Annotated in this window: 24 protein-coding genes; 11 read left to right on the forward strand and 13 right to left on the reverse strand. The window is 59.5% G+C overall.

Translation table 11 applies throughout. From position 1 onward, the window contains the following. Nucleotides 1-117: 117 nt before the first annotated feature. The 4 genes from EKL29_RS03095 (at nucleotide 118) to EKL29_RS03110 (ending at nucleotide 2,520) form a co-directional block, all read left to right on the forward strand. Nucleotides 118-357, forward strand: coding sequence for a DUF1289 domain-containing protein (locus EKL29_RS03095; protein ID WP_120452431.1), 240 nt, complete (start codon nucleotides 118-120; stop codon nucleotides 355-357). A gap of 57 nt (nucleotides 358-414) precedes the next feature. Continuing rightward, nucleotides 415-1,311 (forward strand): aldo/keto reductase family oxidoreductase, encoded by an 897-nt coding sequence (locus EKL29_RS03100; protein ID WP_126688816.1) that lies wholly within the window; start codon nucleotides 415-417, stop codon nucleotides 1,309-1,311. A gap of 84 nt (nucleotides 1,312-1,395) precedes the next feature. Further along, nucleotides 1,396-1,917, forward strand: a complete 522-nt coding sequence (gene sodC / locus EKL29_RS03105; protein WP_126688817.1) for a superoxide dismutase family protein — start codon at nucleotides 1,396-1,398, stop codon at nucleotides 1,915-1,917. A gap of 135 nt (nucleotides 1,918-2,052) precedes the next feature. Beyond that, nucleotides 2,053-2,520 (forward strand): hypothetical protein, encoded by a 468-nt coding sequence (locus EKL29_RS03110; RefSeq protein ID WP_120452437.1) that lies wholly within the window; start codon nucleotides 2,053-2,055, stop codon nucleotides 2,518-2,520. Here EKL29_RS03110 and EKL29_RS03115 read toward each other — a convergent pair whose 3' ends face one another. The 3 genes from EKL29_RS03115 to EKL29_RS03125 are packed head-to-tail and all read right to left on the reverse strand — an operon-like array spanning nucleotide 2,521 to nucleotide 5,628. Then, nucleotides 2,521-4,521: an FUSC family protein gene (locus EKL29_RS03115; protein ID WP_126688818.1), complete on the reverse strand. Its 2,001-nt coding sequence runs from the start codon at nucleotides 4,519-4,521 to the stop codon at nucleotides 2,521-2,523. Between the two features lie 7 nt (nucleotides 4,522-4,528). Next, a complete protein-coding gene (locus tag EKL29_RS03120) occupies nucleotides 4,529-5,386 on the reverse strand; it encodes an HlyD family secretion protein (protein WP_120452440.1) in 858 nt (285 codons plus the stop codon). After that, complete coding sequence (locus EKL29_RS03125; RefSeq protein WP_120452442.1) at nucleotides 5,383-5,628, reverse strand: DUF1656 domain-containing protein; 246 nt, start codon at nucleotides 5,626-5,628, stop codon at nucleotides 5,383-5,385. The genes EKL29_RS03120 and EKL29_RS03125 overlap by 4 nt, the downstream gene beginning before the upstream one ends. A gap of 152 nt (nucleotides 5,629-5,780) precedes the next feature. On the opposite strand from EKL29_RS03125, the gene slyA reads away from it, so the two are divergent. Then, nucleotides 5,781-6,218: a transcriptional regulator SlyA gene (slyA, locus tag EKL29_RS03130; protein WP_033747426.1), complete on the forward strand. Its 438-nt coding sequence runs from the start codon at nucleotides 5,781-5,783 to the stop codon at nucleotides 6,216-6,218. Nucleotides 6,219-6,260: 42 nt separating this feature from the next. Here the strand turns inward: slyA and slyB are convergent, their stop codons facing one another. Further along, on the reverse strand, nucleotides 6,261-6,728 hold the full coding sequence (gene slyB / locus EKL29_RS03135) for an outer membrane lipoprotein SlyB (RefSeq protein ID WP_120452444.1): 468 nt from the start codon (nucleotides 6,726-6,728) through the stop codon (nucleotides 6,261-6,263). 268 nt (nucleotides 6,729-6,996) lie between these two features. On the opposite strand from slyB, the gene anmK reads away from it, so the two are divergent. The 5 genes from anmK to pdxY all read left to right on the forward strand — a co-directional run bounded on the left by anmK (nucleotide 6,997) and on the right by pdxY (nucleotide 11,458). After that, nucleotides 6,997-8,112: an anhydro-N-acetylmuramic acid kinase gene (gene anmK, locus EKL29_RS03140; protein ID WP_126688819.1), complete on the forward strand. Its 1,116-nt coding sequence runs from the start codon at nucleotides 6,997-6,999 to the stop codon at nucleotides 8,110-8,112. Between the two features lie 17 nt (nucleotides 8,113-8,129). Continuing rightward, nucleotides 8,130-8,462 (forward strand): MliC family protein, encoded by a 333-nt coding sequence (locus EKL29_RS03145; RefSeq protein ID WP_126688967.1) that lies wholly within the window; start codon nucleotides 8,130-8,132, stop codon nucleotides 8,460-8,462. Between the two features lie 6 nt (nucleotides 8,463-8,468). Beyond that, nucleotides 8,469-9,125, forward strand: coding sequence for a pyridoxamine 5'-phosphate oxidase (pdxH, locus tag EKL29_RS03150; protein ID WP_120452451.1), 657 nt, complete (start codon nucleotides 8,469-8,471; stop codon nucleotides 9,123-9,125). 134 nt (nucleotides 9,126-9,259) lie between these two features. Then, the gene (tyrS, locus tag EKL29_RS03155; protein WP_126688820.1) at nucleotides 9,260-10,534 is read left to right on the forward strand and encodes a tyrosine--tRNA ligase; all 1,275 of its coding nucleotides are present in this window, start codon (nucleotides 9,260-9,262) and stop codon (nucleotides 10,532-10,534) included. A gap of 63 nt (nucleotides 10,535-10,597) precedes the next feature. Next, the gene (gene pdxY, locus EKL29_RS03160; protein ID WP_120452879.1) at nucleotides 10,598-11,458 is read left to right on the forward strand and encodes a pyridoxal kinase PdxY; all 861 of its coding nucleotides are present in this window, start codon (nucleotides 10,598-10,600) and stop codon (nucleotides 11,456-11,458) included. 36 nt (nucleotides 11,459-11,494) lie between these two features. On the opposite strand, the gene gstA is transcribed toward pdxY, so the two are convergent. Together gstA and dtpA are read right to left on the reverse strand one after the other, a co-directional pair. Continuing rightward, complete coding sequence (gene gstA / locus EKL29_RS03165) at nucleotides 11,495-12,100, reverse strand: glutathione transferase GstA (RefSeq protein ID WP_126688821.1); 606 nt, start codon at nucleotides 12,098-12,100, stop codon at nucleotides 11,495-11,497. 145 nt (nucleotides 12,101-12,245) lie between these two features. Further along, a complete protein-coding gene (gene dtpA / locus EKL29_RS03170; protein WP_120452456.1) occupies nucleotides 12,246-13,742 on the reverse strand; it encodes a dipeptide/tripeptide permease DtpA in 1,497 nt (498 codons plus the stop codon). 680 nt (nucleotides 13,743-14,422) lie between these two features. On the opposite strand from dtpA, the gene EKL29_RS03175 reads away from it, so the two are divergent. Further along, nucleotides 14,423-15,121 (forward strand): CTP synthase, encoded by a 699-nt coding sequence (locus EKL29_RS03175; RefSeq protein ID WP_126688822.1) that lies wholly within the window; start codon nucleotides 14,423-14,425, stop codon nucleotides 15,119-15,121. A gap of 25 nt (nucleotides 15,122-15,146) precedes the next feature. On the opposite strand, the gene nth is transcribed toward EKL29_RS03175, so the two are convergent. From nth to rsxA, 7 genes are read right to left on the reverse strand one after another with little or no spacing between them, the layout of a single operon-like run. Further along, nucleotides 15,147-15,782, reverse strand: a complete 636-nt coding sequence (gene nth / locus EKL29_RS03180) for an endonuclease III (RefSeq protein WP_126688823.1) — start codon at nucleotides 15,780-15,782, stop codon at nucleotides 15,147-15,149. After that, complete coding sequence (locus EKL29_RS03185) at nucleotides 15,779-16,483, reverse strand: electron transport complex subunit E (RefSeq protein ID WP_120452462.1); 705 nt, start codon at nucleotides 16,481-16,483, stop codon at nucleotides 15,779-15,781. Before EKL29_RS03185 ends, nth begins: the two co-directional genes overlap by 4 nt. After that, nucleotides 16,476-17,108, reverse strand: coding sequence for an electron transport complex subunit RsxG (rsxG, locus tag EKL29_RS03190; protein ID WP_126688824.1), 633 nt, complete (start codon nucleotides 17,106-17,108; stop codon nucleotides 16,476-16,478). The genes EKL29_RS03185 and rsxG overlap by 8 nt, the downstream gene beginning before the upstream one ends. 3 nt (nucleotides 17,109-17,111) lie before the next feature. Continuing rightward, entirely contained in the window at nucleotides 17,112-18,170 is a 1,059-nt protein-coding gene (rsxD, locus tag EKL29_RS03195) for an electron transport complex subunit RsxD (protein WP_120452466.1), read from the reverse strand. Further along, nucleotides 18,171-20,756, reverse strand: coding sequence for an electron transport complex subunit RsxC (gene rsxC / locus EKL29_RS03200; protein WP_126688825.1), 2,586 nt, complete (start codon nucleotides 20,754-20,756; stop codon nucleotides 18,171-18,173). After that, complete coding sequence (rsxB, locus tag EKL29_RS03205; RefSeq protein WP_126688826.1) at nucleotides 20,749-21,327, reverse strand: electron transport complex subunit RsxB; 579 nt, start codon at nucleotides 21,325-21,327, stop codon at nucleotides 20,749-20,751. The genes rsxC and rsxB overlap by 8 nt, the downstream gene beginning before the upstream one ends. Beyond that, on the reverse strand, nucleotides 21,327-21,908 hold the full coding sequence (gene rsxA / locus EKL29_RS03210; RefSeq protein ID WP_033747388.1) for an electron transport complex subunit RsxA: 582 nt from the start codon (nucleotides 21,906-21,908) through the stop codon (nucleotides 21,327-21,329). The genes rsxB and rsxA overlap by 1 nt, the downstream gene beginning before the upstream one ends. Nucleotides 21,909-22,003 lie beyond the last annotated feature (95 nt).

Consider the following 22,003-nt stretch of genomic DNA (forward strand, 5'->3'; position numbering starts at 1 on the left):
ATTTCCAGATAAGCCAACCTCATTAGTTACATTTATTGACCAGACGCATCTGCCTGAGGAAAAAGGTGCAGGGATTGCGCTATCTTTAGTGGAGATATTGAACAATGCGGAGACGCTGTGGCGGAGCAACTTGAGTTTTTCCCGGTACCCAGTCCCTGTCGCGGCATCTGCCAGGTAGATGCGCGCGGCTACTGCATCGGCTGCCTGCGCAGCCGTGACGAACGCTTTCACTGGATGAAGTTCAGCGATGCGCAGAAGCGCGAAGTGCTGCGCCTGTGCCATCAGCGCCGTCTGCGCATGCTGCGCACGCAGAAACAGGATGACGATCAAGAACCGCAGCAGCCGTCCCTGTTCTGACCGCTTTTCGTTATACTCCCTGTCACCAACTGAGATAGCACACACAGGGATATCACTATGCTGCAACCGCAACCAGTCTCGCCACAGGGTCCAGATTTCTCTCCGCTGATTATGGGCTACTGGCGCCTGATGGAGTGGGGAATGACGCCGCAGCAGCGCGTCAGCTTTATCGAACATCATCTCTCTTTGGGCATTACCACGGTCGATCACGCCGATATCTATGGTGATTACCGCTGCGAGGCCGCCTTTGGCGAGGCGCTGAAGCTGTCGCCCGGCCTGCGCGACCGGCTGCAAATCGTGACCAAATGCGGCATCGCCACGCGCGCTAAGCCAGAGCATCACATCGGACACTATATTACCGACAAGGCGCATATCGTGCAGAGCGCGGAGAATTCGCTACGTCATTTCGCCACCGATCGCCTGGATCTGCTGCTGATCCACCGTCCCGATCCGCTGATGAATGCCGATGTGGTGGCCGAGGCGTTTCTGGCGCTGCATCAGAGCGGCAAGGTGCTGCACTTCGGCGTGTCGAACTTTACCCCCTCGCAGTTTGCGCTGTTGCAGTCGCGTCTGCCCTTTACGCTGGTGACCAATCAGGTAGAGATCTCGCCAGTCCAGCAAAATGTGCTGCTGGACGGCACGCTCGACCAGTGTCAGCAGCTTCGCCTGCGTCCGATGGCGTGGTCCTGTCTGGGCGGCGGCGAGCTGTTTCAGGATCCGCACTACCAGCCGCTGCGCGATGAGCTGGAAAAGGTACGCCTCGAGACCGGCGCAGCCAGCCTGGCGCAGGTGGTATACGCCTGGGTGCTGATGTTGCCCAGCCAGCCGCTGCCGATTATTGGCTCCGGCAATCCCGAACGCGTCAGCGAGGCGGCGGCCGCGCTAAGCGTGAGGCTGGACCGCCAGCAATGGTTCCGCATTCGTAAAGCGGCGCTGGGTTACGACGTACCCTGAAGCGTAAAGCTGTGTCAATCAGGGGCAGGGATCTGAAATTGCGGCCAGGCTTATCAAACCCTGGGGGAGAGATAAGAGGCAACGATGAAAAAATCGGTCTTAGCGTTGTTATTACTGATGGGCGGCGGCCTGGCCGCCAGCGCGCAGGCGCAAGAGGTGACGCTGCATAAAGTGAGCGCAGAGGGTATCGGTGAAGCGATCGGCACGATCGATATCGAGCAGACAACGTACGGCCTGCAGCTTACGCCGAAGCTCAGTGGCCTGACGCCGGGCGTGCACGGCTTTCATGTTCATGCCAGCGGCAGCTGTGAGCCAGCCGTTTCTAAAGGCAAGAAGGTCGCGGCAGGCGCGGCGGGTGGCCACCTCGATCCGCAAAAAACCGGCAAGCACCTTGGTCCTTATGCAGAGGGACACCTCGGCGATCTGCCGGCCATCTACGTTGACGATAAGGGCAACGCCACTTATCCGGTACTGGCGCCGCGTCTGAAATCCCTGGATGAGATCAAGGGCAAGGCGTTGATGGTGCATATCGGCGGCGATAACCATGCCGATCATCCGCTGCCGCTTGGCGGCGGCGGCGGGCGCTACGCCTGCGGAGTGATCTGATTGCTCGCCTGCCGACGGCTCCGTAAGGGAGCCGTTTAATTACCATTTAGTTTATAGCTATATTCTCCTGATAAATTACCGCCTATGATACTGATTCTGGACACTTTCATCTGGCGCGGTCAAAGGAGAAAAGGAATGAGAAGAACAGGCGCACTGCTGTTCTGTCTGCTGCTGGCGGGCTGCGATCAACCCAATGCGACCCAGCTTATGACCGAAACAGGACGTCAGCTGCAGCGCACCATTGACGCCAATCCGGCGCGCGGCGAGTGTGAAGATATTGCGAAAGGACGCGAGTGGCTGAGCCACAGCGCGCGTAAGCGGCTTGAAGAGAAGGGCTGCCAGTTTGTGTTGCGCAGCGCGACGGAGACTAACTTCGAGCAAACGGCGGTCTATCACACCAGCATGACCATGGTGTGCGGCAGCATTGTCGGCAAGAGCTTTACCGGCAGCGAAATCCGGCGTCGTTTTATCTACTCGCCGGAAGAGCGTGAGCTGGTGATTGAGCCGATGTCCCCCAACGATAAAACCCGGTTCGAGCAGCGTAAAACGCTGGCGCAGCTGCAGGCTGATTTTGAACGCCAGCAGCTGCAGTACTGTAAATAGCTATTCCGGCACCGCCTGCTTCAGCTGCGCCAGCGAACAGCGCAAGCGCCACAAAATGCCTGCCAGCGTATTCGCCTCCGTATCGCCATCCGCCACCAGCTGGCGGATCATCTCATCCAGCTTCGTCAGCGTCTGGTCGAGCGACCTGTGCCGCACGCCGCGCGCGCTCATAATACGCTGTAAATCCTGCAGGCTCGCCTCGCGCATCTGCGCCAGCGTGGCCGACGCGGGTTGCCAGTCGCGCAGATGCCAGACAATATGCGAACAGTTCAGCAGCACTACGCCCCAGCGCAGCAGCCAGACGCGCGCCTGTTCATCGCGACTGCTGCTCAGCTGGCTGATGCGATGATAAATCTGCGATTCAAAGCGGCTTTCGCTCAGGCGCGGACGGCGGCGCAGCTGATCGAGAAACGCCATGCGCAGCGCGCGAATATGGCGGCGGCTGCGGCGTGCGTCGGAGCTGGGTCGCAGGATCTGGAACGCCAGCCAGGCGAGCATCACGCCGCAGACTTTGGCGATATTATCATTGAGGAAATCGGCGTAATCCCAGCTGGGCGGGTTGGTGACCGCGATAAACGATCCCATAAAAACGATAAACTGGCCCCAGAGCGCGGCGCGCTGTTTTTGCTGCAGCTTAAACAGCTGCAACGTCAGCAATAACGGAAACAGAAACAGCAGAAACTGCCACAGCTGGGAAATCTGCACCATCAGGCCGAACTTCACCACAAAGCTGAACAGCGACAGCCAGAGCAGGGTTTTTAACAGCAGCGTCACGCTGCCGCTCGGTGAGGGCGCAGAGGAGTAAAGCACGCAGGCGATGGCGGTCAGCGTCAGCGCCGCCGCCCCGGAAGACCACTGGGTGGTAATCCAGAAGGCGCAGCCCGCGACGACCACGCAAAAGGTGCGCAGTGCGCTCCAGCCCGCCTCGGCGCTGTCGCTTTCCCGCGCGAGCGAGGGCACGCGCGGCGGCTGAAAGCGGGTATCCGCATCGGCGCGGGCGAGCAGGCGGATCCAGCGGCTGACGTTCAGATACATCCAGCAGAAATAGCGCAGCCGCTGGCAAAACGCGCGCTGGCGGTAATCGCCGTCGGCAGCGGGCGTCACGCTGCGCAGAATCTGCGCCAGCCGGTATTTATTGCACTCCGCGCTGGCCAGCTCCTGCATCAGCGCGCTGATGGCGTCGTAGAGCGTCTGCGGCGCATCGGGCCAGTTAAGCAGCATGCGGCGCAGGCTGGAGAGCACGCTGGTCAGGCGCAGCTGCTGGTGCAGCACATAGTTAAGGACATTGTTCTGACGGCGAAAGCGGTAGTGGCTCCAGAACGCCTGGATGCGCAGCAGGTTCATGGTGAGAATCTGACTGATGACCGCTTCATGCGCGGCGCGCACATTCTCGACGTCGGTGGGTTGCAGCAGCAGTCCGGCGTGCTCCAGCAGGCGCGTATGCATCTTCTGCAGCGACGTAATCAGCGCCTCGCCGTCCGAGGTGCTTGGCAGCACCATCATCATGAAACCGGCGCACAAAATGCCTGAAATCACCTCGCATACGCGCGCCTGAGTCAGGGTCCAGAGATCCGTCGCGTCGGTCAGGTCAACGCTGCTGAAGACGATAATCGCCGCGGTATAGCCCGCCAGCGAAAAGGCGTAGGCCACGTTGTTCTGGTAGTGGTTGGCGATGCCGGTACAGAACGCCAGCCAGCCGGCGATAAAAAAGGTAAACAGCCAGGGATCGTTAAGGGTATGACCGGCGATCAGCAGCGCGGCGCCCGCGCCCATCAGGCTGCCGACAATACGTCCCAGGCTTTTGCTTATCGCACCGCCGACGGTGGGAAAGCTGATGACCGCCGCCGAGGTCATCGCCCAGTAAGGCTCATCCAGATCGAGCGCGTAGGCGATGCTGAGCGCCAGGCACATCGCGATGGCGTTACGCAGCGCGTAACGCCACTGATTCGCGTCTGCCTTGACCCACGGCAGCTGGTCCCACGCCAGCCATTGCAGATTCATGGCGCGCTCACGGCTGTACGGAGATGGTGCAGGTGGTGCCCGCCACCAGCGGCACGTTATCCGGTATCTGCGCTAAGCGAATGCGTACCGGTACGCGCTGCGCCAGCCGCACCCAGGGCACGTTCGGTTTGATATCCGGCACCAGCCCACTGTCGCTGTCGATGCTCTGGTCATAGATAGCGCGCCCAATGCTTTCGACTTCGCCCTGCAGCCGTGCGCCATTGCTGTAGAGCACGATCTGCGCCGGCGCGCCGGGACGGATATGGCGCAGCTTGGTCTCTTCAAAATAGCCCATGACGTAATAGGAATGGCTGTCGACCAGTGCGAAGAGCGGCGTGCCCGTCGTGGCGTAATCGCCAACGCGCAGCGTCAGGTTGCTGACCCAGCCGTCGGTCGGCGCGACCACGGTGGTTTGCTGCAGGTTCCAGCGCGCCTGGTCCAGCGCCGCCTGTGCCGCTTTGGCGCTGGCCGCCATCGAGGCGGCGTTGAGCTGCGCGGCGTCAAGATCTTCTGCGGAGATTACATTGCGCGGCAGGCTGGCGCGGCGGCGGGCCTCATGCTGCGCTTTGGCCAGATCGGCCTGCGCTTTCGCCAGCTGCGCCTCGGCGTTGTCCAGCGCAATCTGCAAGGGCACGGTATCCAGCGTCAGCAGCGTCTGCCCCTGATGCACAAACTGATTATCTTTCACCGCCACGGAGACGATGCGCGCCGAAACCTGGGGCGTAATTTGCACCAGTTCGGCGCGGACCTTGCCGTCGCGTGTCCAGGGCGACTGCATGTAATAGTTCCACATCCACCAGCCCGCCAGCAGGGCGGCCGCGAAGACGATCAAGGTCGAAAAATATTTCACTGCGTTAAATTTCATGGTGAGTATCCCTGTCCCAGCAGTAAAAGCGCGGCGGCGACGCAAAGCACAAAAAGAGAGAGATCCAGCAGCGTCGGATGCCAGATATCGCCCGAGTAAATCCAGCCGCGCAGCAGCGGATGGAGAATCAACCAGAAAAAGAAGCCGAGCAGGACGGCTTTAAAGAGCGGTGGAAAAAACAGCGAAGCGCCGAACACCAAGTCAGTCAGGGGGCTAGCCGCATGAAAGGGAGGAATTGTCACATATCGTCCTTCTGATATCACCCGGGCATCGGTCTCAAAAAGCGTAGATGAAGCGCTGCGGCTTCGCCTGGGGTTTGTAATTTGTCCTTTAAACTCGCAGAATAGTGTAAAATCTGGCTTGATAGCTAGCAAGCTAATTATAAGGAGATGAAATGGATACGCCCCTTGGAACGGATTTGTCTCGCCTGGTGCGCATCTGGCGCGCGTTGATCGATCAGCGCTTAAAGCCGCTTGAGCTTACGCAGACCCATTGGGTCACGCTGCATAATATTCATCAGCTGCCGCCAGAACAGTCGCAGATCCAGCTGGCGAAGGCCATCGGCATTGAACAACCGTCGCTGGTGCGTACGCTGGATCAGCTGGAAGAGAAAGGCCTGATTACCCGCTCGACCTGCGCTAACGATCGTCGTGCAAAGCGCATCAAGCTGACGCGTCAGGCGGAACCGATCATTGAACAGGTGGAAAGCGTTATCGACGCCACCCGCGACGATATCCTTGCCGGCATCAGCCGCGAGGAGATCAACCAGATGGTGACGCTGATCGCCCGGCTGGAAAAAAATATTCTCGAGCTTCAGCATCGGGAAAAATAAAAAAACCGACGCAGCGGCGTCGGTTTTTTTTTGCTGAGGCGATCAGCGCGGCGAAACGGTAATCTGGCTGCCGTTAGACGCCAGCGCCACTCGCTGGCCAACTGAGTAGCGGGTAGCCGCCTGTTTCTGCACCACCATAATGGTGTTGCCATCATCTTTACGAATTTCCAGCTCAACGCCGTCGGTTTTATTGACTGCGCCCTGAACGCCCTGACCCGCCAGACCGCCAGCGATAGCGCCGCCTGCGGTGGCAAGGCTGCGTCCGGTGCCGCCGCCGATGGTGTTGCCGAGGAAACCACCCAGCACTGCGCCGCCGATAGCGCCGATCACGTTGCTGTCATCGCCGCCCTGAATCTTAACCGGGCGGACCGATACCAGCGTGCCGTAAGAGACGCTCTGAACCTGTTTGGCCTCACTGGCGCTGTAGGTATCGCCTGACAGGGTACTGTTATTTGCGCACCCGGCCAGGGTAATACCAGCCAGTGCAACCGCAACGAAACGCTTGATCATTTGTTACTCCTTTCTTAAGCAATGCGCCATGTGTATCGCGAAATCCTGCAAACAGTATAAGACACAAAGCAAATTAATCTTAGTCTGAGTAAAACATGGTGAACCCAAGCATAGACTATTGGCGATCAACAAAAATTCAACCAGGCGGCAAAAAAAGGCGCGCAATGTTACCTGTTGCATAAAGTGGGTGAAAAACATCAGGTAATCGTCGAATCAGACGAGAGAATTTGCCAGACTAAACGGAGTTGAATCGCCTTAAGGACCCGAAATGAAATCAGGACGTTATATCGGCGTTATGTCAGGCACCAGCCTGGACGGCGTTGACGTGGTGCTGGCCGCCATTGATGAGAATATGGTGGCGCAACAGGCCAGCTACTGCCATCCCATGCCGGGTGAGCTGCGCCAGCAGATTCTGGCGATCTGCCAGGGCCAGACGCTGACGCTCTCGCAGCTCGGCCAGCTCGATACGCGGCTTGGCCGGCTGTTTGCCGAAGCGGTCAATACGCTGATGCGACGCGAGGCGCTGGAGCCGAGCGATATCGTCGCGATTGGCTGTCATGGGCAGACCGTCTGGCACGAGCCGCAAAGCGACGCGCCCAACACGCTGCAAATCGGCGATAATAATCAGATTGTCGCGGCGACGGGCATTACGGTGGTGGGCGATTTCCGCCGCCGTGATATGGCGCTGGGCGGTCAGGGCGCGCCGCTGGTGCCCGCTTTTCATCAGGCGCTGCTGATGGATGGGGTGGAGCGCCGCATGGTGCTCAATATCGGCGGTATCGCTAATCTTTCTCTGCTGCTGCCCGGCCAGCCGGTGCGCGGTTTCGATACGGGTCCCGGCAATATGTTGATCGATGCGTGGATCTGGCGCCATCAGGGCAAGCCCTTCGATCGGGATGCCGGCTGGGCGCGCGGCGGCAAAGTGGTGCCTGCGCTGCTGGAGCAGATGTTGCGCGATCCCTGGTTTGCGCTGCCGTCGCCGAAAAGCACCGGTCGCGAATATTTCAATCTGGGCTGGGTTGAACGTCAGCTACAGAACTTCCCGGGCCTGGCGCCGCAGGACGTGCAGGCGACGCTGACTGAACTGAGCGCCGTCTCTATCGCCCATCAGGTGCAGCTTAACGACGGCTGCGATCGGCTGCTGGTGTGCGGCGGCGGCGGTCGCAATCCGCTGCTGATGGCGCGCCTCGCCGCGCTGCTGGCTGGAACCGAAGTCACCACCACCGATGCGGCGGGCATTCGCGGCGACGATATGGAGGCGCTGGCGTTCGCCTGGCTTGCCAGCCGTACGCTCTCCGGGCTGCCCGGTAATCTGCCTGCCGTGACCGGCGCGGCCGAAAAAAGCGTGCTCGGCGCCATCTATCCGGCTAATCCGCTCTTTTGACTGTAAGGAGAATCATGATGAAACAGGGGTTAATTTTTGCCGCCGCGCTGCTGCTCTCGGGCTGCGGCCTGATGCACAAGCAGGCTGAGGCGCCGCAAACGCTGCACTATCGCTGTGGAACCTTGCCGCTGACCGTCACGCTCGACAACGTCAGCGATCAGGTCAGCTTTATTATGGACGGCCAGCCTTTAACGCTGAAGCGAGCGATTTCCGCCTCAGGCGCGCGCTACAGCGACGGGAAATATGTATTCTGGAGCAAAGGCGATACCGCCTTTATCGAGCGTGACGATAAAATCGTCGTTAACGACTGTGCGCTGCAGCCTGCCAGCCAGTCAGTTCATGTTGAGTAACTCCTTATGAGCACGAATTTCACTCTGCAAGATATCGCCAGCCTGCGCCGCGAATATACGCGCGGCGGGCTGCGTCGCAAGGATCTGCCGGACCAGCCGCTGGCGCTGTTTGAAACCTGGCTGCAGCAGGCGTGCGAGGCGCAGCTGCCCGATCCCACTGCCATGACAGTAGCGACGGTGGATGAGCAGGGGCAGCCTTACCAGCGCATCGTGCTGCTCAAGCACTATGATGACAACGGTCTGGTGTTTTATACCAACCTGGGCAGTCGCAAAGCGCAGCATCTTGCCGGCAATCCGCGTATTTCGCTGCACTTCCCGTGGCACTTCCTTGAGCGGCAGGTGATGGTGCTGGGCGAAGCGGAGAAACTGTCGCCGCTGGAAGTGCTGAAATATTTCCATAGCCGCCCGCGCGACAGCCAGATCGGCGCCTGGGTATCGCGTCAGTCGAGCCGTATCTCGGCGCGCGGCGTGCTGGAGGGCAAGTTCCTCGAACTGAAGCAGAAGTTCCAGCAGGGAGAGGTGCCGCTGCCGAGTTTCTGGGGAGGATATCGCGTTAAATTTCATACCATGGAGTTCTGGCAGGGGGGCGAACATCGCCTGCATGACCGTTTCCTCTACCAGCGCGACGACAACGGCTGGAAAATCGACCGCTTAGCCCCGTAAAACAGCGTTTTTCTACTCTCTCAGCGCTGGCACAGAAGTCGCCAGCGCTTTATGCTATAGCCCTCTTTTTTTTCCGCACTCAGCGGAGAGCTGTGTACCAGCATAGGTGCAGTCTGATCAATTTGGAGTCAGTGATGACCAGCAGTAACCTGATACAACAATTGCAGGAACGGGGCTTAATCGCCCAGGTAACGGACGAGGAAGCGTTAGCAGAGCGACTGGCGCAAGGGCCGATCTCCCTCTATTGCGGCTTCGATCCGACCGCTGACAGCTTGCATTTGGGCCATCTGGTGCCGCTGCTCTGCCTGAAACGTTTTCAGGATGCCGGACACAAGCCGGTCGCGCTGGTGGGTGGTGCCACCGGTCTGATTGGCGATCCCAGCTTTAAAGCAGCAGAACGTAAACTCAATACCAGCGAAACCGTAGGCGAGTGGGTCGAGAAGATCCGCAAGCAGGTCGCGCCTTTCCTCGATTTCGACTGCGGCGACAACAGCGCTATCGCCGCTAACAACTACGACTGGTTCGGCAGCATGAACGTGCTGACCTTCCTGCGCGATATCGGCAAGCACTTCTCTGTGAATCAGATGATTAACAAAGAAGCGGTGAAACAGCGCCTGAACCGCGACGACCAGGGGATCTCCTTTACCGAGTTCTCCTACAACCTGCTGCAGGGCTACGACTTCGCCGAGCTGAACAAGCGTCACGGCGTGTCGCTGCAGATTGGCGGTTCCGATCAGTGGGGCAACATCACTTCCGGCATCGATCTGACGCGTCGCCTCTACCAGAATCAGGTCTTTGGCCTGACGGTGCCGCTGATCACCAAATCGGACGGCACCAAGTTCGGTAAAACCGAAGGCGGCGCGGTGTGGCTCGATGCGAAGAAAACCAGCCCGTATAAGTTCTACCAGTTCTGGATCAATACTGCGGACGCCGACGTCTACCGTTTCCTCAAGTTCTTCACCTTCCTGAGCCTGGAAGAGATCAACGCGCTGGAAGAAGAAGACAAGAACAGCGGGAAAGCGCCGCGCGCGCAGTATGTGCTCGCCGAAAGCGTTACGCGTCTGGTACACGGCGAAGCGGGTCTGGCCGCGGCGAAGCGTATTACCGAAAGCCTGTTCTCCGGCGCGCTGAGCGACATGACCGAAGCGGACTTCGAACAGCTGGCGCAGGACGGCATGCCGACCGTTGAGCTGGGCGCGGAAGATGATCTGCAGCAGGCGCTGGTGAATGCTGAACTGGTGCCGTCACGCGGTCAGGCGCGCACCATGATCGGCTCAAACGCCGTCACCATCAACGGCGAGAAGCAGTCAAACGCGGAATACCGTTTTAGCGAGAGCGATAAGCTGTTTGGTCGCTATACGCTGCTGCGTCGCGGTAAAAAACACTACTGCCTGATTGTCTGGCAGTAAGCGCTCAGGGCCGGTCTCCGGCCCTTTTTTATGGACGGCAAGGGCAAGGCAGTACAGAAAATAATGAAGAATATTCTCGCAATTCAGTCGCATGTGGTGTTCGGCCATGCAGGTAACGCCGCCGCCGAGTTCCCGATGCGGCGCATGGGGGCCAATGTCTGGCCGCTTAACACCGTACAGTTCTCCAACCACACCCAGTATGGTCACTGGACCGGCACCGTGATGCCCGCAACGCACCTGACGGATATCGTCAAGGGCATCAGCGATATCGATCGCCTGAAAACCTGCGACGCGGTACTGAGCGGCTACCTTGGCTCAGCTGAGCAGGGCGAGCAGATCCTTGAAATCGTGCGCATGGTAAAGGCCGCCAACCCCGACGCCTGGTTCTTTTGCGATCCAGTGATGGGCCATCCTGAAAAAGGGTGTATCGTGGCGCCCGGCGTGGCGGAGTATCACTGCAAATACGCCATGCCCGCCAGCGACATTATTGCGCCCAATCTGCTGGAGCTGGAGATGCTTAGCGAGCGCAGCGTGACCAGCGTAGAAGAGGCGACGGCGGCAGCGCGCGCGCTGATTGCGCAGGGGCCGCGCGTGGTGCTGGTGAAACACCTGGCGCGCGCCGGACGCCGCAGCGATCGCTTCGAGATGCTGCTGGTAACGGCGGAAGAGGCCTGGCATATCAGCCGCCCGCTGGTGGATTTCGGCGTGCGGCAACCGGTCGGCGTCGGCGATCTGACCAGCGGCCTGCTGCTGGTGAATCTGCTGCACGGCAAGGATCTGAAAAGCGCTCTGGAGCATGTCACCGCCGCCGTCTACGAAGTGATGCTGACGACCCATGCTATGGGCGAATATGAACTGCAGCTGGTGGCGGCGCAGGACGCTATCGCGCAGCCGACCCAGCACTTTACCGCCGAGCCTCTGTAAGCTCGCACCGGGCCGATATCCTGTCGGCCCCGCTTGTTACGCTATCCCTTCCGCCTTTAGCGCCGCCTGCACCGCGGGCCGCTGGGAGGCGCGCTGGAACCAGGCTTCCAGCGCTGACAGCCCATCCAGCTCTAGCTTCAGCGCATGCGCCCAGCGCACCATCACGTAGAGATAGGCATCCGCCACGCTAAAGCGCAGCCCCATCAGCCACTGCTTATCCTGCAGCGCCTTATCGACGTAGCGGAACTGTTGTTCCAGCCGGGCGCGCAGCAGAGGTTTATAGTCGTCAGGGGTGTCGGGTTTAAACAGCGGGATGAAGGTTTTATGCAGCTCGCTGCTGATAAAGCTGAGCCACTCCAGCGTGTGGTAGCGCGTCAGGCTGCCGACCGGCGCCAGCAGCTGGCGATCGGGCTTCAGGTCCGCCAGATACTGCACAATCGCCACGCCTTCGGTCAGTACGGTGCCGTCATCCAGCTCCAGCGCCGGCACCTGGCCCTTGGGGTTGATTTGCCAGTAATCTTCGCTGCATTCGGTGACTTTTTTCATCAGGTCGACATTAACCTGGGTGAAGTCGAGCCCGCACTCACGCAGCACGATATGCGGCGAAAGTGAGCAGGCGCCAGCCTTACAGAACAGTTTCATAACGGACCTCCGGGTTGCGACAGCATCATTGCAGCTTAATGCGTCGTCGCAGATTTGCCAGTGACCTCGGTCAAGCGTTCTGTCTGGCCCGAAAAAGGATAAAAAAAAGCCGGGCGCATGGCCCGGCTGCATAGAACCTGAATAATCAGGCCTGCGCTTTTTCCAGCTCCGCCTGCGGTGTCTGCGTCATGCGGTTCAGCAGCGGCGCCGTCAGCAGCATCAGCACGGCAATCACGCCGGTAACGATACCAATCTGCTGGAAGACGCTGCTGTAGACGCTCAGCGAGGCGAGGGGGTCAGTTACGTTCTCAGGCACCGCCATCAGACCTGCCACTTTACCGGCGATCATCGCTGCGCCAGCGGTGGTGAGGAACCAGGAACCCATAATAAAGCCCATCAGACGCTGCGGCACCAGCTGCGCGACCATCGCCAGGCCCAGCCCGGAAATCATCAGCTCGCCCACGCTCTGCAATGCATAGCTGAGGATCAGCCAGTTAACCGAGACGATACCGGCATCCGAAGCGAACTTCGCGCCCATCGGCAGCACCAGGAAGGCTGCCGAGCAGAGCACCATACCGATAGCGAACTTAAACGGCATCGGCAGCTTATCGCCCAGCTTGTTATAGACCGCCGCCAGCAGCGGGCTCGCCAGCATGATCCAGAACGGGTTAAGCGCCTGGAACTGTTCCGGCTCAAAGGTAATGCCCAGAATGGTGTGCCCGACGTTGCGAATCGCAAAGAAGTTGAGCGAAGTCGGCATCTGCATATAGAGCACGAAGAAGACGATCGCCTCGACCATCAGCAGGAACGCCACGATCATCTTACGACGTGCCGCGCCATGCAGGGCAAAAGCTTCTTTCGCGAAGATCAGGATAATGCCCAGCGCGACCACGCCCAGGGTGATGCGCGCAATAGTCTGGTTATGCAGCAGCCAGGTCGCGATGGCGACCAGCACTACAACGCCGACCAGCGTCATCAGCAGTTTGCCGACGTTCAGCGGTGCGAAGTCGGGCTTAGAACCGTAGTTCTTAACCAGACCTTTGCAGAACAGGAAATTAAGCAGGGTGATGATCAGACCGACCACCGAAAGCGAAAACGCCACGCTCCAGCCATATTTCGCCGCCAGCCAGGGGGTCAGCATCATAGAGAACAGCGAGCCGACGTTGATCGACATATAGAACATGGTGAAGGCGCCGTCGAGACGCGGATCGTCTTTCTCGTAGCAGGTCGAGAGCAGCGAAGAGGGGTTGGCTTTAAACAGACCGCTGCCCACCGCGATGGTCGCCATGCCGATATAGACCATGCCGACGTTATGGCCAGAGAAGGCGACCAGCGCATAACCCAGCGCCAGCACGAGCACGCCCAGCATAATAACGCGTTTGGTGCCCAGCACCTTATCGCCCAGCCAGCCGCCGATAGCCACCAGGCCGTAGACCAGCGCGCTAAAAGAGGCGAAGAGGGTAATAGAGTCCGCTTCTGACATGCCCAGCTGTTTCACCAGGTAAACAGCCATAATGGCCTGCAGGCCGTAGAAGCCGAAACGTTCCCACAACTCAATCGAGAAGATCAGGTAGAACGCCTTCGGCTGTTTGAACGCATTGAGGCTGACGGCCTCATCAGTGTGTTTGTTTGCAGTTGACACTTGTACCTCAGTTTTTCTCGTACCCTGTTTTATGACAGGAAATAAGTCCGCGTCATGTCAGGTTTCCATGCGCGACATTGTTATTAGTAGGGAAAAGCGGCGCCTAATGTGGCTGATAACGCGCATCAGGGCAAGAATTTTTTGAATGCTGTAAAGCTTGGGTTGCGTAAGGTTTAAAACCCGAGCGAAGTTTGTTAAATGGATTTTAATTTCAACTCTGGCAATTCTATCAGAACAAACGGTTGTTTTTCAGGTGCGCCAGGCAACAAGAACCAGATAAGCTGCTTTGGCGTTATTTTGCAGGCTAAGGTGTTGTGGTTCGTTAATTAACCAGTTTAATGTTTTGTATGTGATCCACTTATCAGCTAATTTGAACAACAAATCGGCAAAAATCTTCCTTAAAATGACAAGCCAGGTGTAAAAGTTGATCCTTCGCACAAAATCATCAATTAATTCATCAGGTAAAAGAAGAAAGCGTTTGCGTAGCCGAAAAGGGCGTTAAAAATGCCCTGATAATGCCAGGCGGGAGCAGTTAATCGCGTCTCACCGTGCCGGGGAGGAGGCGTCGCATGCGTGAGCGAAAATCCACGCCGCAGCCAGATGAAAATTGCGATTTTTACCGTCTCGACAACAAATTACCGATCCGGTAACCTCGATATTTCTCTTTACAGGACGTTAACATGACAGCCTCTCTAAACCTGGCACTGGTGGGCGATTACCGCGCCAGCGCCGTTGCGCATCAGGCCATTCCGCTGGCTATCGAGCGCGCCGCCGCGCACCTGGGCGTTTCCGCTAGCTTCACCTGGCTTCCTACCGACCAGCCGGACGTTTCAGACGCCGTACGCAGCAGCGATGCTGTCTGGGTGGTACCTGGTAGTCCTTATAAAAATGATGACGCGGTATTTGAGACCATTCGCTGGGCGCGAGAGCAGCGACACCCTTTTCTGGGGTCCTGCGGCGGTTTTCAGTATGCGGTAATCGAGTACGCCCGCAATGTGCTGGGCTGGCAGGATGCGAATCACGCCGAGACCGACGAAGGCGGCCGCATGGTGATCGCGCCGTTGAGCTGTTCGCTGGTGGAGCAGCGCGGAGAAGTGAGATTCGCGCCGGGATCGCGCATTGCCGAGGCCTATGGCGCGCAGTCAAGCGATGAGGGCTATCACTGCAACTTCGGCGTTAACCCCGCCTTCAGCGAGGCGCTGGAAGGAGAAAACCTGCGCATCACGTCCTGGGACGCGTCGGGCGATGTGCGCGGCATCGAACTGAACGATCATCCTTTCTTTGTCGCGACGCTGTTTCAGTCAGAGCGGGCCGCGCTGCAAAATAAAAATTCGCCGCTGGCGATCGCCTGGCTACAGGCGGCACTGGCGCGTCGCTAGCTTGCTACGGGCGTTTTCGCGCCCGTTAAATTTCCGTCTTGTCCGGAAACTCGCACAGATCTTCAATCAGACAGGCGCCGCAGCGCGGTTTGCGCGCAACGCAGGTATAGCGGCCATGCAGGATCAGCCAGTGATGGCAATCGACCTTGAACTCGCTGGGGACCACCTTCAGCAGCTTCGCCTCAACCTCTTCCACGTTTTTTCCTGGCGCAAAGCGGGTGCGGTTGCTGACGCGGAAAATATGGGTATCAACGGCGATGGTCGGCCAGCCAAAAGCGGTATTCAGCACCACGTTGGCCGTTTTGCGGCCTACGCCCGGCAGCGCCTCCAGCGCGGCGCGATCTTCCGGCACTTCGCCGCCGTGCTGCTCCAGCAACATACGGCAGGTCTTAATGACGTTCTCGGCTTTGCTGTTGTAGAGGCCGATGGTTTTGATATGTTCCTTCACGCCTTCCACGCCCAGCGCCAGCATGGCGGCAGGCGTATTCGCGACGGGATAGAGCCTGGCGGTTGCCTTATTGACGCTGACGTCAGTCGCCTGCGCCGACAGCAGCACGGCGATCAGCAGCTCAAAAGGTGAGGTGAAGTTAAGTTCAGTCGTGGGGTGCGGGTTGTTCTCCCGCAGCCGACGGAGAATTTCTACGCGCTTTGCCTGATTCACACTGCTTTCCCGGCCTGGGCGTGCGGTTCAGCCGCCGCCGCTTCAGCGGCGCGACGCACAGCGCGCTGTTTCATCTTCTGATCGATAACGTACTTCGCAGCCAGCAGCATGCCCAGCCCGATAAAAGCGCCCGGCGGCAACATCGCCAGCAGCATCGGCGAATCGAAATGCACCACCTCGATGCGCAGCGCCTTCGCCCAGGGGCCGAGCAGCTGATCCGCACCGTTAAACAGCGTGCCGCTGCCGATCAGCTCACGAATCGAGCCGAGCGTGACCATGGCGCAGGTCGCGCCCATGCCGATAGCGAAGCCGTCGAGCGCGGCAAGGGGAATGCTGCTTTTCGAGGCGACCGCTTCGGCGCGGCCGACCACGATGCAGTTGGTCACGATAAGCGGAATAAAGATGCCGAGCGACTCATAGAGGCCATAGGCGTAGGCGTTGATCAACATCTGCACGCAGCTCACCACCGAGGCGATAATCATGACGTAGATCGGGATGCGGATCTCCGACGGCACCCAGCGGCGCGAAGCGGAAATAGCGCTGTTGGTAATGGTCAGCACCAGCGTGGTCGCCAGACCGAGGCCCAGCGCGTTGGTCGCCGTCGAAGTTACTGCCAGCAGCGGGCAGAGCCCCAGCAGCTGCACCAGCGCCGAGTTATTTTTCCACAGTCCGCCAACCAGCAGGTTTTTGGCTTCACTCATTTGCCTCTCCACATTCGGGCAGCGACGAGAGCCTGCCGCTCAAAGTTTCAATCAGTAGCGCGGTGCGTCGGGTGGCGTTGACTACCGCGCGCGGAGTAATAGTCGCGCCGGTAAACTGATCAAATTCGCCGCCATCTTTCTTCACCGCAAAGGCTTTATCATCGGCGCCGTGTACGACTTTGCCATTAAAGCTGTTAATCCAGTTGGAAATACGCAGTTCGATCTTATCGCCGAGGCCGGGCGTCTCGTGGTGTTCAATAACGCGCACGCCCAGCACTTTACCGTGAAAATCAGCGCCAACCAGCATCTGTATCGCACCAGAATAGCCATCCGGCGCGGTGGTCTCAAGCGCGGCCGCAACTGCCGTATCGCCTTTACGCGCCAGATAGAGATGGTGCGGCGTGGTCGTCCCCAGCGCAGGATCGGTGACAAGGTAACATTCGTGCTGGATCTGATTATCGTACAGATCCACAGGCACCACCTGATCCAGCAGGTTTTTCTGATTCAGCGCCGTCTGGTGCGCGATAGTGGGTTTGGTGACGTAGTTCACCACGGCGGTTAAACCGGTGGTAAAGACGGCGAACAGCGCCAGGGTGACGGCGTTTTTGCGGATAGTCTCAAGCATCGATCACTCCTTGCGATGGCCGTAGACGCGCGGCTGCGTGTAGTAATCGATCAGCGGCACGCAGATATTCGCCAGCAGGACGGCAAAAGCCACGCCGTCGGGATAGCCGCCAAAACTACGGATTAGCCACACCAGCAGACCAATCAGCGCGCCATAGAGCAGGCGCCCGCGGTTGGTGGTAGAGGCGGTAACCGGGTCGGTGGCGATAAAAAACGCGCCGAGCATGGTCGCGCCGGAGAAAAGGTGGATCAGCGGGGTATTCAAACTTTCCGGCGAGATCAGCCAGCCCAGCGTGGCGCAGAACGCCAGCGACAGCAGCATCGCCGCGGGAATATGCCAGCGAATCGCCTTCTTCCACAGCAGAAACAGCCCGCCCGCCAGGTAGCCGATATTGATCCACTGCCAGCCGAGACCGGCCAGGACGCCGGTATAAATCGGCTGCGCCAGCAGCTGTTCTGCGCTGTGGCCGGCGCGCAGTCCGGTTTTGAAATTATCCAGCGGCGTCGCCTGGCTAATGCCGTCCACGCCCAGCTGCAGCTGTTGCATGGTATCGCCCGCCAGAGTATGGCCAGTGAAAATCATGCTCAGCGAATCGAGCAGACCCGGTTTAACCACCTGCAGCGCGTCGGGCGGCAGCCAGCTGGTCATCTGCACCGGGAAAGAGATCAGCAGCACCACATAGCCGACCATAGCCGGGTTAAACGGGTTCTGTCCCAGTCCGCCGTAGAGCTGTTTGGCGATGACAATAGCGAAAAGGGTGCCGATCACCACCAGCCACCAGGGGGCGAGCGGCGGCAGGCTGATGCCGATAAGCACAGCGGTCAGCAGCGCGGAGTTATCCGCGAGGCTGGGAGCAATCGGCGCCTTGCGCAGACGCAGAATCGCTGCTTCCGCCAGCCAGGCGGTCAGCACCGCCAGCAACACCTGCAATACGCTGCCGTAACCAAAGAAATACCACTGCGCGGCAAAGCCAGGGACGGCCGCCAGCACCACCAGCAGCATAATGTTGCCGGTGCTGCGGCGGTTATGGGTATAAGGAGAACTTGCGATACGAAAAGCCATTTATTCCTCAAACGTCGACGGCGTCTGCGCTTTACGCGCTTTTGCCCGGGCGATGGCGGCAGCGACGGCTGCCTTGCGCGCGTCTTCCGACGGACGCGCATCACTGTTTTCAACGTCGAGATTCACGACGTCCTTTTCTGATCCCTGCGCGGCGGCTTTCTTCGCTTTAGCGCGGGCGATGGCGGCTTCCACCGCCGCCTTACGCGGATCGACCGGCGGGGTGTCCTCGACCGGCAACACCTCTTCGGTCAACGTACCGGCAGCGGCCTGTGCAGCTTCGGCTTTCTTCGCCTTCGCACGGGCAATGGCGGCTTCTACCGCCGCTTTGCGCGGGTCGACCGGCGAAGCAGTTTCAAGCGACGGCGCATCCTTGACCGGCTGCGTCTCTTCCATCGGCGTATCGGCTGTAGCCTGCGCGGCGGCTTTCTTCGCCTTCGCGCGGGCAATGGCGGCTTCTACCGCCGCCTTGCGCGGATCGACCGGCGAAGCATTTTCAACCGACGGCGCCTCCTCGACCGGCTGCGTCTCTTCCGTCGGCGTATCGGCTGTAGCCTGCGCGGCGGCTTTCTTCGCCTTCGCACGGGCGATAGCGGCTTCTACCGCCGCCTTGCGCGGATCGGCCGGCGACGCATCCTCGATCGGCGGCGTCTCTTCCGTCGGCGCATCGGCTGTAGCCTGCGCGGTGGCGGCTTTCTTCGCCTTCGCACGGGCGATAGCAGCTTCTACCGCTGCTTTGCGTGGATCGACCGATGCCGCATCCTCGTTCGGCGGCGTCTCTTCTGTCTGCACGGCGGCGGCTTTCTTCGCCTTTGCGCGGGCGATGGCGGCTTCTACCGCCGCTTTGCGCGGGTCGGCTGCCTCCGTCTTCGCTTCTTCCGCTGCTTCAGGCTGCGTAGTTTTCTTCGCCTTAGCACGGGCGATCGCAGCCTCTACGGCCGCCTTACGCGGATCCTCAGCCTGGCGGCTCAGCGCCTGGGTTTCCGCCTGCGCTTCAGCCTGACGCAAATGCGCCTGAGCGTGTCGCGCCTGACGCTGTGCTTCTTCTACCGCCGGATCAACTTCGCCTGCCGCCTGCCGCTTCGCCATAACGCGTTCGCGGGCTGCGGCCAGTTCGCCTTCGTCGCTGCGCGCAACGCGCTGCTTCGCCTGCTCATGCTTCGCTTCACGCGCCAGCTTTTCACGCTCCAGACGTGCCTGGCGCGCCTCAAAGCGCGCTTTCGCTTCAGCGGTACGCTTCGCCTCAAGATCGATAGCGCGCAGCTCGGCCTTCTCCTGGCGGTAATACTGCACCAGCGGAATATTGCTCGGACAGACATAGGCGCAGGCGCCGCACTCAATGCAGTCGTCGATATGGTGGGCGCGCGCTTTATCGTGATCGCCGCCCTGGCTGTACCAGTAGAGCTGCTGCGGCAGCAGCTTCGCCGGGCAGGCGTCGGCGCAGGCGGAGCAGCGAATGCAGGACTGCTCCTCGTCGTTGTTGCCCATTTCGCTGGCGGAGGGCGCGAGAATGCAGTTGGTGATTTTCACTACCGGCACGTCAAGCGACGGCAGGGTAAAGCCCATCAGCGGACCACCCATAATGACCATCTGGCGCGGAGCGGGCGTAAAGCCGACCTGGTGCAGCAGATGGCTGATGGGGGTGCCGATCCGGCTCCAGACGTTGCGCGGCTGCGCAATCGCCTCGCCGGTCAGGGTCACCACGCGTTCGGTCAGGGGCTCGCCGTTGATCACCGCGCGCTTCACCGCCCAGGCGGTGCCGACGTTCTGCATCAGCACGCCGATATCGGTAGAACGTCCGCCGTGCGGCACTTCCAGACCGGTAAGTATTTTGGTCAGCTGCTTTGCGCCGCCAGAGGGATATTTTGTCGGAATAACGCGGATGTGCAGATCGCGCTCGCCGCCCAGCGCTCGCTTCAGCGCGGCAATCGCTTCCGGCTTGTTATCTTCAATGCCGATTAACACGCGCTCAGCCTGCAATACCCAGGCGAGGATGCGGCTGCCTTCCAGCACTTCGGCGGCATAATCCTGCATCAGGCGATCGTCGGCGGTGATATAGGGCTCACATTCAGCGGCATTGATAATTAATGTTTTTACGCCGCGCAGTCCGCCGCGCAGCTTGGTGCCGGTCGGAAAGCCCGCGCCGCCAAGGCCGGCGACGCCCGCATCGTGAATGCGCTGAACGATATCGGCGCGCTGGCGCTGGCGGTAGTCCGCCATCGGCTCCAGCGTCGTCCAGCGATCCTCGCCGTCCGGCGACATAAAAATGCAGAGTTCCGACAGCCCGGAGGGATGCGCGGTCATATGCTGCGCAATCGCATCGATGGTGCCCGAGGTCGGCGCGTGCACCGGCAGCATCCGGCCGTTGCCAAAGGTGAGCGGCTGACCGCGCAGCACGCGATCGCCCGGCGCAACGCAAATCTCGCCTTCATGGCCGATATGCTGTTTCAGCGGAATAATAAAACGGTCCGGCAGCGGCAGCTGGCTCAGCGGGGTGCCGTTAGACTGGGTTTTCATTTCAGGCGGATGGATGCCGCCCTGGAAATCCCACAGCTTCTCTTTACGAAAGATATTCAACAGATTAAGCATGACTTTCTACCGGGATCACCCGTACAGGAATGGTTTCGAGATCCCACTTCCAGTTAGCGGTAGTGGTCGCCACTGGACGCATCTCGATGCAGTCGGTAGGACAGGGCGCGACGCAGAGATCGCAGCCGGTACAGACGTCGCTCAGCACGGTATGCATGGCGCGCGTCGCGCCGACGATAGCGTCAACCGGGCAGGCCTGGATGCATTTGGTGCAGCCGATGCAGTTCGCTTCATCAATCCAGGCCACGGTGCGCACCGGCTCTTTCGCCGTTTCGTCGCCGTCAATCGGCTGGGGATCGACGTTCAGCAATGCCGCCAGCTTGAGCATGGTCTGCTCGCCGCCCGGCGCGCATTTGTTAATCGCCTCGCCGTTGTTGCCCACCGCGTCCGCATAGGGACGGCAGCCGGGGTAGCCGCACTGGCCGCACTGGCTTTGCGGCAGCAATTCGTCAATCTGTTCGACAATGGGATCTTCTTCTACTTCGAAGCGGCGAGAGGCGTAGCCCAGCAGCGCGCCAAACACCAGGGCCAGCGCGCTCAGAACAATAATTGCAATCCAGATAGCGGTCATCAGAATTTCACCAGACCGGTAAAGCCCATAAACGCCAGCGCCATCAGGCCAGCGGTCACCAGTGCGATAGAGGAGCCTTTAAAGGGCGCAGGCACGTTAGCCAGCACCAGACGCTCGCGCATCCCGGCAAACAGCACCATCACCAGCGAAAAGCCGAGTGAGGCGCTAAAGCCATAAAGAGCCGCCTGCAAAAAGGTATGGTTGAGGTTAACGCTCAGCAGCGGCACGCCGAGCACCGCGCAGTTGGTGGTAATCAACGGCAGAAAAATGCCGAGCAGTCGGTAGAGCGACGGGCTGGTTTTACGCACCACCATTTCGGTGAACTGCACCACGACGGCGATCACCAGGATATAAGCCATGGTGCGCAGATAGACGAGATCGAGCGGCACCAGGATCAGGTGGTTTACCAGCCAGGCGCAAATCGACGCCAGGGTGATCACGAAGGTGGTGGCAAGGCCCATGCCAATCGCCGTTTCCAGCTTTTTGGAAACGCCCATAAAAGGACAGAGGCCAAGGAATTTCACCAGAACGAAGTTGTTCACCAGCACAGTGCCTACAAACAGCAGCAGATAATCGGTCATTTTTTCGCCATTGATTCGGAAAGCGGCTCATTATCTGTGATCTGTGACGCTATCTCAACCACTGCGCGAAACGCAGCAGGCTGTTTCGCACTCAG

It is taken from the genome of Pantoea sp. YU22, from assembly GCF_003970755.1.
Lineage (GTDB): Bacteria > Pseudomonadota > Gammaproteobacteria > Enterobacterales > Enterobacteriaceae > Pantoea > Pantoea piersonii.

What these genes read in the sequence shown, in the direction of transcription:
- pdxY (WP_120452879.1), top strand. Translation starts at nt 10,598, where the DNA reads ATGAAGAATATTCTCGCAATTCAGTCGCATGTGGTGTTCGGCCATGCA.
- anmK (WP_126688819.1), top strand. Translation starts at nt 6,997, where the DNA reads ATGAAATCAGGACGTTATATCGGCGTTATGTCAGGCACCAGCCTGGAC.
- rsxD (WP_120452466.1), bottom strand. Translation starts at nt 18,170, where the DNA reads ATGGCTTTTCGTATCGCAAGTTCTCCTTATACCCATAACCGCCGCAGC.
- sodC (WP_126688817.1), top strand. Translation starts at nt 1,396, where the DNA reads ATGAAAAAATCGGTCTTAGCGTTGTTATTACTGATGGGCGGCGGCCTG.
- gstA (WP_126688821.1), bottom strand. Translation starts at nt 12,100, where the DNA reads ATGAAACTGTTCTGTAAGGCTGGCGCCTGCTCACTTTCGCCGCATATC.
- EKL29_RS03175 (WP_126688822.1), top strand. Translation starts at nt 14,423, where the DNA reads ATGACAGCCTCTCTAAACCTGGCACTGGTGGGCGATTACCGCGCCAGC.
- EKL29_RS03100 (WP_126688816.1), top strand. Translation starts at nt 415, where the DNA reads ATGCTGCAACCGCAACCAGTCTCGCCACAGGGTCCAGATTTCTCTCCG.
- rsxG (WP_126688824.1), bottom strand. Translation starts at nt 17,108, where the DNA reads ATGCTTGAGACTATCCGCAAAAACGCCGTCACCCTGGCGCTGTTCGCC.
- EKL29_RS03115 (WP_126688818.1), bottom strand. Translation starts at nt 4,521, where the DNA reads ATGAATCTGCAATGGCTGGCGTGGGACCAGCTGCCGTGGGTCAAGGCA.
- rsxA (WP_033747388.1), bottom strand. Translation starts at nt 21,908, where the DNA reads ATGACCGATTATCTGCTGCTGTTTGTAGGCACTGTGCTGGTGAACAAC.
- EKL29_RS03110 (WP_120452437.1), top strand. Translation starts at nt 2,053, where the DNA reads ATGAGAAGAACAGGCGCACTGCTGTTCTGTCTGCTGCTGGCGGGCTGC.
- rsxB (WP_126688826.1), bottom strand. Translation starts at nt 21,327, where the DNA reads ATGACCGCTATCTGGATTGCAATTATTGTTCTGAGCGCGCTGGCCCTG.
- slyB (WP_120452444.1), bottom strand. Translation starts at nt 6,728, where the DNA reads ATGATCAAGCGTTTCGTTGCGGTTGCACTGGCTGGTATTACCCTGGCC.
- slyA (WP_033747426.1), top strand. Translation starts at nt 5,781, where the DNA reads ATGGATACGCCCCTTGGAACGGATTTGTCTCGCCTGGTGCGCATCTGG.
- EKL29_RS03145 (WP_126688967.1), top strand. Translation starts at nt 8,130, where the DNA reads ATGAAACAGGGGTTAATTTTTGCCGCCGCGCTGCTGCTCTCGGGCTGC.
- EKL29_RS03185 (WP_120452462.1), bottom strand. Translation starts at nt 16,483, where the DNA reads ATGAGTGAAGCCAAAAACCTGCTGGTTGGCGGACTGTGGAAAAATAAC.
- pdxH (WP_120452451.1), top strand. Translation starts at nt 8,469, where the DNA reads ATGAGCACGAATTTCACTCTGCAAGATATCGCCAGCCTGCGCCGCGAA.
- EKL29_RS03120 (WP_120452440.1), bottom strand. Translation starts at nt 5,386, where the DNA reads ATGAAATTTAACGCAGTGAAATATTTTTCGACCTTGATCGTCTTCGCG.
- tyrS (WP_126688820.1), top strand. Translation starts at nt 9,260, where the DNA reads ATGACCAGCAGTAACCTGATACAACAATTGCAGGAACGGGGCTTAATC.
- rsxC (WP_126688825.1), bottom strand. Translation starts at nt 20,756, where the DNA reads ATGCTTAATCTGTTGAATATCTTTCGTAAAGAGAAGCTGTGGGATTTC.